13 protein-coding genes are annotated in these 18,263 nt (G+C 39.7%); 5 read left to right on the top strand and 8 right to left on the bottom strand.

What is annotated here, in order from left to right; genetic code table 11:
* Positions 1 to 32: 32 nt before the first annotated feature.
* Complete coding sequence (locus AAEY68_RS05835) at positions 33 to 515, bottom strand: winged helix-turn-helix transcriptional regulator (RefSeq protein ID WP_024590009.1); 483 nt, start codon at positions 513 to 515, stop codon at positions 33 to 35.
* A gap of 169 nt (positions 516 to 684) precedes the next feature.
* Between AAEY68_RS05835 and putA the strand changes: the two genes are divergently transcribed.
* The gene (putA, locus tag AAEY68_RS05830) at positions 685 to 4,488 is read left to right on the top strand and encodes a bifunctional proline dehydrogenase/L-glutamate gamma-semialdehyde dehydrogenase PutA (protein WP_010553201.1); all 3,804 of its coding nucleotides are present in this window, start codon (positions 685 to 687) and stop codon (positions 4,486 to 4,488) included.
* 117 nt (positions 4,489 to 4,605) lie between these two features.
* On the top strand, positions 4,606 to 5,799 hold the full coding sequence (locus tag AAEY68_RS05825) for a cyclic di-GMP phosphodiesterase (RefSeq protein WP_165721045.1): 1,194 nt from the start codon (positions 4,606 to 4,608) through the stop codon (positions 5,797 to 5,799).
* Between the two features lie 53 nt (positions 5,800 to 5,852).
* Here the strand turns inward: AAEY68_RS05825 and AAEY68_RS05820 are convergent, their stop codons facing one another.
* The 6 genes from AAEY68_RS05820 to AAEY68_RS05795 all read right to left on the bottom strand — a co-directional run bounded on the left by AAEY68_RS05820 (position 5,853) and on the right by AAEY68_RS05795 (position 11,291).
* Entirely contained in the window at positions 5,853 to 6,890 is a 1,038-nt protein-coding gene (locus AAEY68_RS05820) for a general secretion pathway protein GspB (RefSeq protein ID WP_007581677.1), read from the bottom strand.
* Positions 6,891 to 6,901: 11 nt separating this feature from the next.
* Positions 6,902 to 7,819 (bottom strand): ExeA family protein, encoded by a 918-nt coding sequence (locus AAEY68_RS05815; protein ID WP_024592309.1) that lies wholly within the window; start codon positions 7,817 to 7,819, stop codon positions 6,902 to 6,904.
* A 165-nt stretch (positions 7,820 to 7,984) separates the two neighbouring features.
* Positions 7,985 to 8,503, bottom strand: a complete 519-nt coding sequence (locus tag AAEY68_RS05810; RefSeq protein WP_024592308.1) for an Lcl C-terminal domain-containing protein — start codon at positions 8,501 to 8,503, stop codon at positions 7,985 to 7,987.
* Positions 8,504 to 8,512: 9 nt separating this feature from the next.
* Positions 8,513 to 10,162 carry an Lcl C-terminal domain-containing protein gene (locus AAEY68_RS05805; RefSeq protein ID WP_350585666.1) on the bottom strand — a complete coding sequence of 550 codons (1,650 nt, stop codon included), beginning with the start codon at positions 10,160 to 10,162 and terminating at the stop codon, positions 8,513 to 8,515.
* 69 nt (positions 10,163 to 10,231) lie between these two features.
* A complete protein-coding gene (locus AAEY68_RS05800; protein ID WP_007581673.1) occupies positions 10,232 to 10,564 on the bottom strand; it encodes a hypothetical protein in 333 nt (110 codons plus the stop codon).
* A 22-nt stretch (positions 10,565 to 10,586) separates the two neighbouring features.
* Positions 10,587 to 11,291: a DUF2982 domain-containing protein gene (locus AAEY68_RS05795; RefSeq protein ID WP_165727571.1), complete on the bottom strand. Its 705-nt coding sequence runs from the start codon at positions 11,289 to 11,291 to the stop codon at positions 10,587 to 10,589.
* A gap of 246 nt (positions 11,292 to 11,537) precedes the next feature.
* On the opposite strand from AAEY68_RS05795, the gene AAEY68_RS05790 reads away from it, so the two are divergent.
* The 3 genes from AAEY68_RS05790 to msrA all read left to right on the top strand — a co-directional run bounded on the left by AAEY68_RS05790 (position 11,538) and on the right by msrA (position 16,314).
* A complete protein-coding gene (locus AAEY68_RS05790) occupies positions 11,538 to 12,590 on the top strand; it encodes an efflux RND transporter periplasmic adaptor subunit (RefSeq protein ID WP_350585665.1) in 1,053 nt (350 codons plus the stop codon).
* A gap of 3 nt (positions 12,591 to 12,593) precedes the next feature.
* Positions 12,594 to 15,692 carry an efflux RND transporter permease subunit gene (locus tag AAEY68_RS05785; protein ID WP_350585664.1) on the top strand — a complete coding sequence of 1,033 codons (3,099 nt, stop codon included), beginning with the start codon at positions 12,594 to 12,596 and terminating at the stop codon, positions 15,690 to 15,692.
* An 85-nt stretch (positions 15,693 to 15,777) separates the two neighbouring features.
* Positions 15,778 to 16,314, top strand: coding sequence for a peptide-methionine (S)-S-oxide reductase MsrA (msrA, locus tag AAEY68_RS05780; RefSeq protein WP_101164298.1), 537 nt, complete (start codon positions 15,778 to 15,780; stop codon positions 16,312 to 16,314).
* 90 nt (positions 16,315 to 16,404) lie between these two features.
* On the opposite strand, the gene AAEY68_RS05775 is transcribed toward msrA, so the two are convergent.
* The gene (locus AAEY68_RS05775) at positions 16,405 to 18,234 is read right to left on the bottom strand and encodes a TonB-dependent receptor domain-containing protein (RefSeq protein ID WP_350585663.1); all 1,830 of its coding nucleotides are present in this window, start codon (positions 18,232 to 18,234) and stop codon (positions 16,405 to 16,407) included.
* Positions 18,235 to 18,263 lie beyond the last annotated feature (29 nt).

Here is an 18,263-nt window from a genome sequence, read left to right as displayed (position 1 = left end):
GCAATTGCGGTTTTTTATTACTTGAGAAAAGCTTAAATGTCGATTAGCAGCCCTTCGTCTTTTTTAATCTTTTCGATCACCATATAAGTATGATGAGTGCCCACGCCGGGAATATCGACTAAGTCGCCAAGAACTTGTCTATATTCTTCCATATTAGACACGCGGATTTTTAATAAATAATCATAACCGCCTGCCACCATGTCGCATTCAACGACTTGTTGTATTCTTAGTATATGCTCTCTAAATACCTTAAATACTGCTGTATTTGAAGCAACAAGCGACACTTGAACATGTGCTACTAAGCTTTGATTAAGCTTTGCTTCGCTAAGCTTAGCGTAGTAGCCTTCGATATAGCCTTCTTGCTCTAATCGTTTTACACGATCAAGACACGGGCTTGCACTCAAATTAACCTGTTTTGCGAGGTTAACATTTGAAATTCTGCCGTTCTTTTGTAGAACGTCTAGTATGGCTAAATCAATACGATCTAGCATGCGTAATCTATTTGGAATTGTCATAACAGAATTTTATGCGGATAAGTTAAATTTATGCCCTGTAAATTATCGTAAAACGCGAAATTTAACCAGCATATTCTGCTGAAATTTAATTAGAATGCACTCACAATATCACTGGTAATTTATTGGTAATTAATTTTACTTTAATTCTTAACACTCCTGAGGGTTGCTTATGTTATTCAACGGCGATTTAACAACGATTTGTCCTATTAGACAAAGAATCCGTGACTTCTACCGCATAGATGAAAATGCGGTTATTGATCATATTTTACCGCTTGCAGAAGTAGGCGTAAAAGCACGAAGTCGTGCCTGGGAAAGAGCCCGCCAGATTGTTTTAAACATTCGTAAAGAGCAAGATGGGCAAGGCGGTGTTGATGCGCTTTTAAATGAATTTTCACTCTCTAGTGAAGAAGGCGTTGTATTAATGTGTTTGGCCGAAGCGCTGCTTCGCGTACCAGACAAAGCAACTCAAGATGTACTGATTCGTGACAAGTTAGCGAAAGGTGATTGGAGCTCTCATTTGGGCAGCAGCGATTCTTTATTCGTAAACGCGTCTTCTTGGGGATTATTAGTTACCGGTAAAATGGTTAACTACACAGACAAAACGAAAGAACAACAGTTCGGCATGCTTAAAAAGACTATTGGTCGTTTAGGTGAGCCAGTTATTCGTAAGTCTGTAAATTTTGCTATGAAAATTATGGGTAAGCAATTCGTTATGGGTCGTACCATTGACGAAGCAATTGAACGTGCTGCCGATACAGAGCAAAAAGGTTATGTATATTCTTACGATATGCTAGGCGAAGGCGCGCGCACAATGAAAGATGCGAAGCGTTACTTTGACAGCTACATGAATGCTATACACTCGATTGGTAAAGCGGCAAATGGTCGTGGTCCAATTAAGAGCCCTGGTATTTCAGTTAAGCTTTCTGCTATTCATCCACGTTATGAGTTCACTCATAAAGACCGTGTGATGGAAGAAATTGTACCAAAGTTAAAAGAGCTTGCGCTTGCTGCTAAGAAATACGATATCGGCTTTACCGTTGATGCTGAAGAAGCTGACCGTTTAGATATTTCATTAGATGTCATTGAAGCGGTATTTAGTGATGAAGATCTTGGTGATTGGCAAGGATTTGGCTTAGCGGTTCAAGCGTATCAAAAACGCGCTATTTTTGTAATTGAATGGCTAACAGACCTTGCAACCCGTGTTGGTCGTAAAATGATGGTACGTTTAGTTAAGGGCGCGTACTGGGATACTGAAATCAAAACCACACAACAAGATGGTTTAGAGCATTTCCCTGTATTTACTCGTAAAGCAACAACCGATGTTTCTTACAAAGCATGTGCAATTAAAATGCTTGAAGCGCGCGACGTACTTTATCCACAATTTGCAACGCACAACGCTTACACTGCCGCGACTATTTTAGAAGTAGCGAAAGGCGACAACACCGGTTTTGAATTTCAACGTTTGCACGGTATGGGTGAATCATTATTCGACCAAATCGTTAACGAAGAAAAAATTCAATGTCGTGTATATGCACCGGTTGGTCAACACGAAGACCTACTTGCTTACCTTGTTCGTCGTTTGTTAGAAAATGGTGCTAACTCATCATTTGTAAACGCGATTGTAGATACAACAAAACCTGTTGAATCATTACTACCAGACCCTGTAGAAACACTGCAAGGCCTGCGTAACAAGTACAATACGCAAATCAAAATGCCAATTGATTTATACGGTGAAGAACGTGCTAACTCTAAAGGCATGGATTTAACCGATATTAACGTTATTACCCCTTTCAAAGAGAATCTTGAAACATGGTTTAACGAGCACTTAATTGAGCAAAGCCAAGTACCAGAAGGCTCATTGGCTGTTAAAAACCCAGCAAATCACAAAGAAATCATCGGCCACGTTAAATTGCAAACTGGCGAAGAGATGAAAGTATTACTGGCTAACGCTGAAGCGGCACTTGAATCATGGTCACAAACACCAGTAAAAGAGCGTGCTAATTTACTGCGCCGCGTTGCTGACATTTTAGAGCGTCATCATGATGAACTAGTCGCTATCTGTATTAAAGAAGCCGGTAAAGTAGCGCAAGATGGTATTGATGAAGTACGTGAAGCGGTTGATTTTTGTCGTTACTACGCAGCGCGCGCTGAAGAGTTATCTAAAGATGAGCGTTTCGAAGCCCGTGGCGTTATTTTATGTATTAGCCCGTGGAACTTCCCGCTTGCAATATTCTTAGGTCAAGTTGCTGCTGCGATTGTTACAGGTAACACTGTAATTGCCAAGCCTGCTGAGCAAACAAGTTTAATCGCCCTTCGTGCCATTGAACTAATGCTATCTGTTGGTTTACCTGAGCACGTTGTTCAACCTGTTATCGCTCGCGGCTCAGAAGTAGGTAAAACAATTGTTCCAGATGAGCGCATTCAAGCGGTTATGTTTACAGGTTCTACTGAAACAGGCACATTAATTTCTCAAACACTTGCTGCACGTAACGATATTCAAGTACCGTTAATTGCAGAAACAGGTGGCCAAAACTGTATGATTGTTGACTCAACGGCGCTTCCTGAGCAAGTAGTTGACGATGTGATCAGTTCTGGTTTTCAAAGTGCTGGCCAACGTTGTTCTGCTCTTCGTGTTTTATTCATTCAAGATGACGTAGCAGATGGCATTATCGAAATGCTTAAAGGCGCTCTAGCTGAGTTACACATTGGCGATCCATCGTTACTATCAACTGATGTTGGCCCTGTAATTGATGAAAAAGCACTTAAAAACTTAAATGAACACGTTGAGTACTTAAAAGGTAATTCTATACTTCATTACGAATGTAAAATTCCTGATAATACTCAAAATGGCGCATACTTTTTTGCTCCTCGTTTATACGAAATTAAAGACTTATCAGTACTTAAACGTGAAGTATTTGGCCCGTGTGTTCATATTGTTCGCTTTAAATCGAATGAACTTGATGATGTGATGGATCAAATAAATAACACGGGCTATGGTCTGACAATGGGTGTTCACTCACGTATTGAAGAGCGCTGTGAGTACCTTGCTAAAATGTCACGTGCGGGTAATGTTTACATTAACCGAAACATGATTGGTGCCATTGTTGGTGTGCAACCGTTTGGTGGCCGTGGTTTATCAGGTACTGGCCCTAAAGCCGGTGGCCCTAACTACCTACAACGTTTAGTAAAAGAAAAAGCATCACCAGATAACGTACAAATGACTAACCTAACGCCTGACGAACTTGATTTACACCACTACAGCGGTGCGAATGAGCAAGTTAAAAAGCTAATGGCCAACTCAATGCGCGATGAAAAAATCTGGCGTGCAACACCACTAAACGACCGTGTTTCGGCTGTACGTCAGTTGCTTGCTAAAATCGCGACGGTAGAAATTATCGACGATTTAGCAGACGACTTAGCATTAACATTATCAGAAGCACGTGCACAGCTTAACCGCCTTGAAAAGCACATGCGTAAGTTTACTACCCTGCCTGGGCCAACGGGTGAGTCTAATACACTTCATCTAGAAGCACGTGGTTGTGTAGTGTGTTATGCAGATAAGAGCACATCATTTAACTTCTGGGCATTGTCTATCATCACTGCTATTGCCGCAGGTAATACGGTAATTACTGTAGCGTCTGAGCTGTTTTATGATGAAGCCGTTGCCTTTAAAGATAAATTTATCTCTACAGGTGTTGCTGAAGGTGTTTTCCAAGTAGCTAAACCTAACCAGTTACAAGCTATTTTGGCGCACCCTCATTTAGCCGGTGCGGTAGTTGCTGCTCGCTCATCTCGCTTGGGCTACTTTAGTCAACAGCTTGCACAGCGTAAAGGTGCTATTTTACCAGTAATTAGCTCTGAGTATTACGATACATTAATCAAACGTCTTATTACTGAAAAAACAATCAGTATTGATACAACAGCATCAGGTGGTAACACATCACTAATGACGCTTGTTGAAGATGATGAATAATTAAGCTAATGCTTTTTAACTAAAAAATAAAAAAGGCACTGAAAAGTGCCTTTTTTATTAGGTAGTAACGTATATATTTGTTAGCTTAATGAAAGATTAACAATAGAAGTAATAAATTTGAAAATAATTCCTGTAGGTCAGTTATTGCCTGGTATGTTTGTGCAAAGCGTTACTAGACAAACTGGCAGTATTAAAATTAAAAATCAAGGCTGGGTTAAAACTCAGGCTGGTATTAATAACCTAATAAAAGCAGGTATTTTAGAAGTAGAAATCGACCCTGATAAAACCCTCATTGAATCAGTCCCTGAAAAAGCTCCTATTGCTGTACCTGCAACAAAAATAAAGCGTGACCCTTGGCAAAAAACACACAGTGCCGAACAAGAAATGGGAAAGGCAAAAAAACTGTATGACGAAGCTAAAACACTGCAAATAAAAGCATTTAAAGATATTAAAGCAGGCCGCGATATAGATATTGCACCGTTCAAAGAGCTGGCAAGTGGCTTTATGGACTCTGTTTTTAGAAACCAAGATGCCCTAGCCTGCCTTACCCAAATGCGCCAAAAAGATGCTTACCTACTTGAGCACTCTATTAATGTATCGATATTAATGGGGATTTTCGCTAAGCATTTAGGTATAGAAAAAAACATTATCGTTGAACTGACTACCGGCGCACTTTTACACGACATTGGTAAGATAAAAATCCCTGATGAAATACTCAATAAGCCGGGTCGCTTTACCGATGATGAATTTAAAATAATGAAAATGCACTCGCTTTTCAGTAAAGAAATATTAGAAGAGTCTGGCTTAACGGGTATCGCGGTTGATATTGCAGGTATGCATCATGAAAGGCTTGATGGTAAAGGCTACCCGTTTGGTAAAAAGGGCGACGAAATAAGTCAGTACGTACGTATGGCATCAATTGTAGATGTGTATGATGCACTTACCGCAGAACGTGTTTACAAAACAGGCATGGAGCCAATAAAAGCCTTTAAAATACTAAAAGACGGATGCCCAGATAGCTTCGATCCCGTGCTGCTTAATAAGTTTATTCAATGTATTGGTATTCATCCGGTAGGAACGCTCGTCAGATTATCGAGTCAAAAAGTTGGTTTAGTGACCGAGAGTAATCCCAGTACACCACTAAAACCTATCGTTAAAACATTTTACAGCGCCAAACATAGTCGCTATACAGAGATAAAAGATATCGATTTATCTAATAAAAAAACCTTAGATACCCTTGAATCAGCGGTGAAACCTAAAGAATATAATATTGATTTAGAACGCTTTTATAAAAACTCAATATTACCTTAAGCAATATTGAGAGCTCAACATTCTACCGAGCTCTCAACATAATAGCTAAGCGTTTACTGCGGCCAGTCTTGCAAAGCCTTTAAGCTAAACTCATAACCATCAAAATCAAGTACACTTTGCTCAGGTGTAATCTCTCTTACAGTTAAAGCACCTATGCTCTCTCCTTCATGTAACTCTCGGCCATTTAGCTTGATCCAACGTTTGTCAGCACTCGATGAATAAATATGCGCTTGATATTTAATACTAGGCAACATTGATTGCAAACCATCTGGTAGTAATTCTACAGGCTCAACACGTGATGACGTTTTTGATGCATGGGTCACTTCATAATCCTGATTTTTTTCGACGTCTTGTATAGCTTGCGCAAACGCATTTTTAAGTGTTGTAGGCACCTCATCAAGCTCAGGATCGCTCATCTGTTGAGATTGGTTGTTACCATTAATTGGCTTACCTAGTACTTTATATTTACTCATATCTAGTTGAGCTGATGCTGTATTTTGACTTTGCCCAAATACCGAAGCGTTCTGTGTATTATTTGGATTGTAATTATTTTGTGGATTAAATACTGGCTGATTATAATTTTGAACTGGCATTACTTGTTGCACGTTCTGCTGATTATAACCCGTTGCGCTCGTGACCGGACTCGATGGCATAGGAATATATTGCCCATTAGGCGTTAATAACATTTGCTGTACACCATTAGGTGTTTGCACATGTACAAGTTGCCCTTCAATCGTTGCAGTATTATTTGGAGCTATTTTAGCGGGTTCTAACTTAGCTATTTGCTGCTTTTCAACTGCGGCATCTACCTCTTTAACTTGTTCTTTAGGTGACGATTTTTCGCTTTCAACCACCTTAATTACAGCGGGTTCCGATGTGTTTAATAAAGTAGTACCTTGAAACCACTTACCCGTAGTAAACCCACCAGCTACAGCAATAAAAGCAGCTAAGCTTGTACCAAATACTAACGCTAATCGTCTATAACGCTTTAGTGCTTGCTGTTGCTTTAACTGCTCTGATTGTAAGTCGTATTGCTCAGCACTCATATCTGATTGCTGCGACTGCTTTAGCGCATCTAATAAATAAGACATAACTTACCTAACTATAAAATAAATGAAAGCCCAATGCCTACGGCAAATAAAGCAACGAATGCAAGGCTATATGGTACAAATGACGTTGCTTTGTTGGCCTCATTAACTGGCGCTACAAAATCCATGGGTAATGACTCATGTGCTGATTTTTTTATTATATCGCTATCAACTATCAACTGCTGCTTTGCAAAAGTGCCTACCAAAGCTCGCTCACATACCAAGTTCATTAATCGTGGCACACCACCGGTTAATTGATGAACAGCTTGCATGGCATCCATCGAAAAAATTCCTTTATCACATCCTGCAACATGTAACCGATGCTTTATGTAAGCAACTGTTTGGCCTTGCGTAAGTGGTAATAAATGGTAACGAGCTGTTATTCTCTGGGCGAGTTGCCTTAATTCATTGCGCTTTAAAAGCTCTTGTAGCTCAGGTTGACCAACCAATACTATTTGTAATAATTTTTTATGATCGGTTTCTATATTTGTTAGCAAGCGTAATTGTTCAAGCACATTAGGGGCAAGTAACTGCGCTTCATCAATTATAAGTATGGTGTGCCCACCCGATTTATTATTGGTCTCTAAGTGCTTTTTTATAATATCGGTAAGACTTTTAAGCGTCGCATTATTAGCATCGTAACTAATGTTGAGCTCATCACAAATACTAGCCAATAACTCTAGCTCTGAAAGTGCTGGGTTATGGATCATCGCTACTTGCGTGTTTTCAGGTAACTGCTCTAACATACTGCGGGTAATTGTAGTTTTACCAGTACCTACTTCGCCTGTTAATAATACAAAACCACCGTCTTCACCTAATCCATAGGTAAGGTGTGCTAAGGCTTCTTTATGTCGTTCACTTAAAAATAAGTAATGAGGGTTGGGCGAAATTGAAAAAGGTTTTTCATTCAGGCCAAAATAGCTTAAATACACCGTGATGTTCCTTCGTAATTAAATCACGGCCTATAATGGCAAAAAAACGCACTAAGTGACAACGTTGTAAGCGCTTTATTATTGAAATAACGTAAATTTATGTAAAACAAAAAAATGCAGCGGTTTTAAGGCTGCACTTTCATCTGTCTAATCTTAGTAAGTACTTTATTCTTCGTAGCGAACTAACCGTAAATACACATTACTAGTTTTGGCGTGCAAGCTATTCAACCCACTATCAAATTGATAAACCCATGCAGAGCTCATCGTGCTCACACCCGATGTATTTGACCAATAGTTTTGAAGCTTAGTACCAAAAAACACCTCTTCATTAATGCTCGGCTCGGTGCAACTGTGCTCTAAAATACTCGCCAACTCTTTAATGTTAGGCATTTGCCAATCATCGTAATCTGCGGTTGTATCATTTTTAGCACCGCGTAGTGCTTCTTGCCAAGTAAGAGAAGGTGTAGAGCCTTCGCAAAGTTTTGTATCTGTATTATAAATTTGCCCATAACTACAACGTTGCCACATAAGGCCTGTTTCGGTATCTGACACTGTGCCATCTGTATTTATAGTAAATCTATCTGTCGGCGTTGTGGTATCTGCACCGTCGTAGCACGTTTGCGCCGCTGCAATATTAAAGCTCAAGCATATAGTTGCTAGTGCATAGAGTAATTTAAATCTCATTATTTTCTCCTAACGGCTTCTAACTAAACGAACATACGCGGTATTTTCTTTTGGATAAGCAAGATCGTTACCATCACTCATATCAATAATGTACGCTTGCGATAAACTTGTACCATCGGCTGCGGTTTGTGAAGTCCAATAACGTAAGTGGCTTAATGCACTTTCACTTGGCATATTGGGGAAAAACACCTCATCAATTAATATGCTTTGCCCTTGCTTACCATAATCAATTAAACCTAAAAGCTCTGTATAAGTAGGTAACCGCCAATTTGTACCACCACAAAAATCTAAGTTATTCACTTCGTTTATATAACTTTGTACTCCACAACTCGTATCATCCGGACAAGTTGAATTGGCTGTACTGGTATCGGTAAAAGTAGTATCGCCTAAATCCCAAAAGTAATGATTTTCCCCCTCACGCAAGCTTGTATTTGGCAATACTCCTGAGGATTCACTTTTTACTTCCCATACAAGTCCAGTAACATTATCGCGTATACAGGTAAAGTCACTACTATCATCACCAACTTCATCAGCAAACTGATTAAGTTTAGTGTAATCAAACGCTAAATTACCTTTACCAACCTTATCTAAGCGGTTTGCATAGCTATCGCGTCCAAGTTCAGCATCTTGCGCTGGAAAGTCATCGCTTTCACAGTTAATGCGTTGGGTGTTGTTATAGCACTCACCAACACCACTATCGTTTATAAGCCCAAGCGCTTTTGGTGATACATCAACAAATAAAGAATCTGTATCGGTGCGTCCTTTTGAGTCGGTTACCGTTACTTCAAAGCTCAACGTGGATTCTGTATCTACATCAGAGGCAAAAAATGTCGTTGTACATTGGTCGCTATTACTTAATGTTTCGCTATTACCGGTAAGTTGTTGCCACTTACACTGATAGGTATCGGTGACAGTTTCGCTATTCGTTGCATCAAGCGTTACTTCTTCAAACTCTTCGACATTTTGATCAGCGCCTGCATTTGCATCCACTAGTTCATTTGTTTTATTAAGCGTCATTGAATATTGAGTACTCGCCTCACCGCCTTCATCATCAGTGACTGTTAGCTGCCAAGATAAATTTACGTTACTTTCTAGTAATGGATGAGAGAAGCTAAGAGTTGACTCATTAAAGCTAGCAATATCTAAGTCAGGACCTGATAACAGTTGCCACAAATAACTATCAATTTGGCCATTATCATCAGGATCGCTCGACTCAAGGGCGCTCAAAGTCACTGTGTCTTTGTATACAGAAGGAAGTGTTTCAGGAGATGTTTGGGTAACAACAGCAAGAGGAAGTTGATTATTAGAGCTCACTGAAATAGAAATGTCGTCACTAACAGCGCTACTACCGGTGCTTTGATAGCTTACTCTTAAGATTATTTCACTATCAGTTTTTACGTCAGGGGCTGTCAATGTTTGCTCAGCACCATCAAGCGGAAAACCTTCTAAGCTTGGGCCGCTAACTTGTTGCCATGAAAACGTACCATCAGCGGGGGAACCTTGTGCTGTGATGGTAAATTCAGTTTTTTCGATAATTTGTAAATCGGTTCCAGCATTAACAGATGTTTCTACAACTGTATTATCGCTATCACCGCCACCGCCTCCACACGCACTCAGCAAACCGCAAGAAATGAGGGGGATTAAAGCAAACGCTTTCATACGCAGCACCTTATTATGTCAAATAATTACTATAGTGTAATTACTAGCAATAAAGATGCCATTAAAGTACTACATATATGTATCTTGATGAATGCGTACAAACAACTTCGTACCGATTTTACTGTAATCTACTTTGTATTCACGCCCATCTAAAGCTTGAATAAATAGTAATTGTTTTTCTTCGCCAAATACATCAGGGCTTCCAACATAGACTATTTCTAAATAGCGATCTTTTGCATCACGGCGGTTTTTAGGTAACTCTTCTTTAAATGGCTCTAAGCCATGTTGAGTCACTTTAATTTTAGGATGAATTTCAGAGTTTACAATCACTAAATCATGCTTTTTATCTTTATGTATTATGGTGTTTCGACCACTTTTTAAAAAGGCTCTCTCTTGACTCATTTTTCTTTCCTACAGTCGCAGCTTAATTATTAATTTGCGACGCTATAAACTGACTAGGCTCGCGCTTCCACTTATTTAAGTTAGCACTAAATGCCCAAATATCTCTATCTAACACACTGGCTGGTAATAATAAATCGTAACCGGTTAACAGTTGAAGGTGCTTAGTCCTGTTAGCAAACATAGCTATAAGACCAGTATAGCTTATCCCTTTATGGGATGTGTAATGTGTATCTTCTATTAGCCATTCTGATGGGCAATTGCCATTTTTGCAATGTTTTTGAACAACTTGCATAAACAAATTACGCTGCTCTATTAATAATTTCCCTGCAATGCGAGGCGCTATGCTTGTTAAAAAGTCATCTATGTCGTTTACCTTTATACCAACCGCATTTAATTCTAAGTAATCAAAGCCATCTTCTACTTTGGGTATACCACTGTGATGAAAGTTACTATGAGGCATACACCAAGCTCCGTACTTATGGCAATAAACGAGCTCAGACTCATTTAATATAAGGCTATGATATGGTTCTTGAGTTTTTAAATATCCAATAAAAATAGCGGCAATACACAAGCTCACTAAAAATATTTCAAGTATGCTAATCTCACCCGGCCTCAGTAAATTAAACAACATAATAAAAACTAAACCAATTGCACCTGCAACAAGCACTTCAATTGCGTTTCGCGCACCTTGTGCCCGAAACTTAATGACATTGTTAGGTTTATCCATATTGGTAAAACACCATATAAAAAACAAACATAATAACAGCCCAAATTATGACCTTTCTTGTTGTTATACATAAGTTACAGGTGGTTTTAAATTTCATACATTACCGCTTTTTCCTCAACAAAATAGGAACAATGAATAAATCTTATTTACTTTTACGCTTAACGCACAAATTTATGAGACACATAACCGTCTTTTCCCGGTCTTATTTCGTACAATACTTACAATTCATTTTCAGGTATGAAATCAATGTACTCAAGACAATCAGGTAAAGCACTTTTTCCATTTATTATTACGTTACTTCTAATATTTAGCGTTTATTTATATCTACCCGCTAGCCACGGCGAACAGGCCGATTTATCACAAATGTCTACTCAAGTAACAGCTCATACTGTTACTTCTCAGGAAAACGCAGTGATGATAGAAGCGATCGGTAGCGCGCGTGCAAACCAAGCAATCTATATAAAAAGTGCGCAAAACGATTATGTCACAGATATATATTTTAAAGACGGCGACTTAGCCAGTAAAGGACAAAAGTTAGTACAGTTACAGAGCCAACAAGAACAGCTTGCCGTTAAAGAGCTTGGCATTAACTTACGTGAAGAACAACGCCAGTTAGATCGCCTAACCGAACTTTCACGCTCGCAATCAACGGCAAAGTCGTTACTTGAAGAGCAGTTATCTCGTGTTGATGCAACAGAGGCCCAACTAGAAAGCGCTAAAACTAAATTAAACGAAATGACTATTAGTGCGCCCTTTTCAGGCCTGTTAGGTAAGCGTGAAATATCAATAGGTGCTTACGTAAGTAATACAACAATAATCACAACACTTGATGATATTAGTATTATTAAAGTTGACTTTAAAGTACCTGAAAAATATTTAGCACAATTAAATATGGGCATGAAAGTGCTTACGCAAAACGATGCCTACCCAGGACAAACATTTAACGGCAAGGTAACGCATATTAGCTCGCGTATTGATTCGGTTACTCGCAGTGTTGAAGTTACAGCAAGTTTTGCCAATAAATCAGGATTACTTCGCCCTGGTATGTTACTAAATACAGCACTTGAGCTAAGCAGCAACCAAGCTTTAATGGTGCCAGAAAAAGCGGTTATACCTTTGCAAGACAAACACTTTGTTTTTCAAATTCAAGATGGGATAGCTAATAAAATTGAAGTGCATGTTGCTAGCAGAAATAATGGCTGGGTTGCTATCGACGAGGGCCTAACTGATGGCGAGCAAATTGTTACTGAGGGGCTAATAAAAATTCGCTCTGGAAGTAAAGTAAGCGTAAAGGGGTAATACGTGAAAATTACAGATACTAGCGTCAAGCGCCCCGTTTTTGCCATTGTAATTAATTTACTGCTTCTTACTTTTGGACTGGTTGCGTTTACTATGCTGCCACTTCGTGAATACCCGGATATTGAAACGCCGATTGTAAATATCAGCACTGAATACACAGGTGCTTCTGCCGAAATTATAGAAACCAAAATAACGCAAATAATAGAAAATCGAATTTCAGGTATTGAAGGTATTAAAAGTATTAACTCATCGAGTCGTAATGGACGTTCAAACATTACCATTGAGTTTGATATTAACCGCGACATAGATGCTGCATCTAACGATGTACGCGAACGTGTAGCACGTGCACTTGATAGTTTGCCCGATCAGGTACGCCCGCCAGAAGTATCTAAATCAAATAGTGATGAAAGCCCAATCGCCTGGTTTGTATTAAACAGCGAAACAATGGACTCGTTACAGTTATCTGATTACGCGCAGCGTTTTATTGTTGACCGCTTAGCCGTAGTAGATGGTGTATCTAACGTACGTATTGGTGGTGAGCGCCAATACGCCATGAAAATTTGGCTAAACCGCCAAGCAATGGCTGCACGTGGCATTACCTCAAGCGATATTGAAAATACACTGCGTACAGAAAACGTTGAACTACCCGCCGGCGAAATAGAATCTATAGATCGTGATTTTACCGTGCGTACTGCCCGTAGTTATAAAGATCAGCGCGATTTTAAAAACCTGGTAATTAAACGTGGTGATGAAGGTTACTTAGTACGTTTAGGTGAAGTTGCCGATGTACGTTTAGAAGCTTCCGATGACGAAAGCTTATTTCGTGGTAACGGGCGTAATATGATTGGCTTAGGTATTGTAAAACAAGCTAAAGCAAACACACTAACCGTAGTAGATAACGCACGCAGCGAACTTGAAAAAATCAAACGAAACCTACCTGAAGGTACTACAATTCAAGACAGCTACGATTCGTCTGTATTTATTAAAGAGTCTATTAATGAAGTTTACAGCACACTTGCCATCTCTATGGGTTTAGTCGTACTCGTTATATTTTTGTTTTTAGGCAATATACGAGCAACGCTTATTCCTGCGGTCACCGTACCGGTCGCACTTGTTGGTAGCTTTATGTTTTTATTGGCAATGGGCTACTCAATTAACTTACTAACTTTACTTGCCTTAGTACTGGCCATTGGTTTAGTAGTAGATGATGCTATTGTAATGCTTGAAAACATTCACCGCCGTATTGAACTGGGTGAGCCGCCGTTACTAGCTGCATTTAGAGGCGCGCGTGAAGTAGGTTTTGCTATAGTAGCAACCACGCTTGTACTAATATCGGTGTTTGTGCCATTAGTATTTATGGATGGCCGTATAGGTGCATTATTTACTGAGTTTGCTATGGCGGTAAGTGCTGCCGTATTTTTCTCAAGTGTTACAGCACTGACTCTCGCACCAGCCTTGTGCTCTAAAGTACTTAAAGTATCAGACAAACCAAATAAATTTAGCCAATGGATGGACCGCCAGTTTACTAAAATTGAAGTAAGTTACCGTAATTCACTCTCCACCAACATAACCCGTAAATGGGGTTTAATGGTGAGCTTATTATTAGCTGGCTTTGTTAGTTACTCGTTGTTTTTACAAGTTCCTTCTGAGCTAACGCCAAAAGAAGATCGTGGTACGTTCTTTATTATGATGAGCGGCCCAGAAGGCGCAAGTTACGAAAATAACGCCGCTAATATGGCTAAAATTGAAGAGCGCTTAATGCCTTACTCGCAAGCCGGTGAGCTAAGTCGCGTACTTGTTCGAGTGCCTGGCTGGGGTGGCAGCGGCGGTGTTGCGATTGTGGGTATGGCCGATTGGGATAAACGCAAACGCTCAACGTGGGAAGTAATGGACGAAATAAGCGGTAAAATGCAAGAAGTTACCGATGTTCGTGCATTTGCCATTATGCGCCGTGGTATTGGTGGTGGTGGTTCATCTCGCCCAATTGAGTTTGTACTGCAAGGTAATGATTACGCACAACTTGCCGATTGGCGTGACCGTATAATAAAGCGTGCTGAACAAAACCCTGGTTTAGTAAGAATCGATCATGATTATAAAGAAACCTTCCCGCAGTTTTTAGTCAGCATAGATAAAAACAAAGCTGCCGATTTAGGCGTTTCGGTATCTGATGTAGGCCGTACACTAGAAACAATGCTTGGCCAGCGCCGTGTTACGACCTTTATTGACCGCGGTGAAGAATACGATGTGATTTTAAAAGGGACAAAAGAAGATTTTACCAATCCTACTGATATTTCAAATATATACCTTAAATCACGAAGCGGTGAACTAGTTCCACTTGATAGCCTTATCAGCTTAAAAGAAGAAGCAACAGCATCGCGCTTAAACCGCTTCAACCGTATGCGCGCAATTACCTTAAGCGCCAACTTAGCCGACGGTTATACCCTTGAGCAAGCGCTTAACTTTTTAAACGAAGTAGCCGCGCAAGAAAACGATATAGATGGCGCAGTAGATTACAAAGGTGAGTCGCAGCTTTATTACGAAGGCGCATCAGCGATGACCTACGTATTTATACTTGCACTCACCGTTACCTTCTTGGTACTTGCTGCGCAGTTTGAAAGCTTTATGCACCCATTTGTCATTATGCTTACCGTACCGCTTGGTTTAATGGGTGCTATGTTTGGGCTTTGGGCTACAGGACTGACCTTAAATATTTACAGCCAAATAGGTATTGTTATGCTCATAGGCTTAAGTGCTAAAAATGGTATTTTGATTGTAGAATTTACTAACCAATTACGCGATAAAGGCGTTGAGTTTAGTGAAGCAATACTACAAGCGGCTACCCAGCGCCTTCGCCCAATAATAATGACCTCACTTACAACCGTTATGAGCTCTGTTCCCTTGGTTTTTGCTTCAGGCCCCGGCGCTGAAAGCCGTATGGTAATTGGTGTAGTTGTGTTTACAGGGGTTATTGTATCTACCCTGCTGACTCTTTTTGTTGTACCTGCTGCGTATTATGCTCTATCGAAAAATACACAGTCACCTGAGTTTTTACAACAAAAGCTGAATAAACAAGCTGCTGAAAAGCCTTTCGAAGAGATCTAATCTCTTTATTGCGCCGTAACCTTGTTGTTGCGGCGCATACAATTTATGCTCGCCTTTAAACTCCATATACATTTTAGGAATACTTATGAGCTCAACAACGCAAGTAGCAACATTTGGTGGCGGCTGTTTTTGGTGTATAGATGCAGCATTTAGACGTGTAAATGGCGTATTAGATGTGAGTTCTGGCTATACCGGTGGCGAAACCGACACCCCAACCTATAATTCTGTATGCTCTGGCACAACCGGGCACGCTGAGGTTGTTAAAATTGAATTTGATACTACTGTAGTTAGCTTTGAAACACTTTTAGCAATGTTTTTCACTTTGCATGATGCTACACAATTGAATCGCCAAGGTAACGATATAGGCACACAATATAGAAGCGTTGTTTACTATCACGACGAAGCTCAACTAAAGCAAACCAATGAAATGGTAGCTCAACTGCAAAGCCATGTGAGTGAGTCAATTGTGACAGAAGTCAGCCCTGCCACTACGTATTATCCAGCAGAGCATTATCATCAAGATTACTATAACGAAAACCCACAGCAGGGTTACTGTAGTATTTTAATAGCACCTAAATTACATAAGTTTGAAACCGTATTTAAAGAGTTCTTAGCTGACTAGCTAATTTGAGCAGTTAAATTGATTAGTTAAACTTAGCTACGCATTAAAAAGCCCGACATAAGTCGGGCTTTCTAATATTAATAAATACCGTTAAAACTGGTAGCTTGCGCCTGCAAAAAAGCGACGCTCTGGAGTGTTGTAGTAATACACTTGACCCGTTGTAAAATCAGTATTTGAATCAACAGCGTTATACTCTTTATCAAATAAGTTTTCTACACGAAGCGAAACTTCAATATGCTCATTTACTTGATAATTACCCGCTAAGTTCCAAAGCGTGTATGACCCTAAACGCGTCACAGCACCTTGTCGGTCGCTACGGTATTGCATGTCTAAGCTCGCATCAAACGCACCAAACTGTTTTGCAAGTTCCCAATTAAATGTACGTTTAGCAACATTGCGCAGCTCTGCGCCCGTTTCTTCGTCTTCTGCACTTAAATAAGCAAAGTTAAGGTTGCTATCAAAACCAAAAAACTGCTGAGATAAGCTAAATTCAACCCCCTCATAACGTGCTTCATTTAAGTTGATAGGAAAGAAGTTAGAATCTAAAGATATCTTATCTTCAATATCATTTCTAAAAATAGCAACGTCAATACTTGCTATATCAAAATCTACATTTAACCCAATCTCTTGATTTAATGATTTCTCAGGCTCTAAATCAGGATTAGATGAAGGTGGAAAACCAGGAAAAGCCGGAAAGTATAAATCGTTAAATGTAGGTGCTTTAAAACCAGTGCTTTGGCTTATGCGGAACGTGGCGTCTTCAGATAAATGATAACCTGCAGCGGCTGTATATGTTGTTTCATCACCAAACTGTTCATCATCGTCTTGGCGAATTGTTAAATTAGCTAACACTTTTTCAGCATTGTAATAAGCCCCAACAAATACTGCTAATACATCACGCTCTTGCATATCATACTGCGTTGAACTGTGCGATACATCATCGTTGTACCAGTTAACACCACCGCTAATATTAAGCTCTTCAGATAATATATATTGACCGTTATAATCAAATTGCACACGTTTCGTTATAAAATCATTTACACCAAATGCTGAGGTATCGTGAGAATCATCTGTTGAAATAGCAATATCAATACTGTGCGACTGGTTAGTGTAGTTTTTACTCCAACCTACAGAAAGCTGATAGTTTTTAAAATCACCTGTTTCCATAGTACTTGTGGCTGGACTAAAGCGACTGTCGTAATCTGCATAGCCTTCACTGTATTGACCTAATAACTTAAAGTCGCCGTAGTGTGCATCAGTATAATTTACTTTAAAACCAAGGTTTTTATTTTCATAGCCATCTTCATCTGGTGCTACGCCTTGCAGTGCATCAAAGTTATCTGTTTTTTCAAAGCCTGCATTAAATGCTGTTGTTATATCGCCTGATTTTACAGAGCCTGCCACTTGATAATTTTGGTAAGAATCAGAACCGAACGTAGCACTCACAGATAAGTTATCTGATTCACGCGTTATAATGTTAATTACGCCAGCAAGTGCATCAGAGCCGTAAACAGCCGCGCGAGAACCCTTAATAATTTCAATGCGTTCAATACTATTTAAAGGGACATTATTTAATGCTTTTTGACCAAGTGTTGCTGAGCCTGTACGTACACCGTCAATCAAAATTAGCGTATCGCCAGAGCCAGTACCACGAAGTGACACACCTGTATTTTGGCCAAAACCACCGTTTGGATTAATCTGAAAACCAACTCGCGTGCTTAATAAGGTTGGTAAATCGCGTACGTTGCTTGCTTCTATTTCTGCACGCTCAATAACATTTACACTTGCTAAAACGTCATTGATTGATTGCTCAAATTTATTAGCTGTAACGGTTATTTTTTCAATTGATTGCTCTGCGCCAGACACAGAAAATGAAAGCGCAGCAGAAATAGCAACGCCTAAAGTTGTTTTGTTTAACATGATGTCCCCTACCTTTGCCCACCGCAAAG

The sequence above is a fragment of the Pseudoalteromonas sp. RB2-MNA-CIBAN-0110 genome, assembly GCF_040309305.1.
In the GTDB taxonomy this organism is placed as follows: domain Bacteria; phylum Pseudomonadota; class Gammaproteobacteria; order Enterobacterales; family Alteromonadaceae; genus Pseudoalteromonas; species Pseudoalteromonas arctica.
The sequence above is the reverse complement of the archived record's forward strand: the minus strand, read 5'-3'. Positions and strand labels throughout refer to the sequence as shown.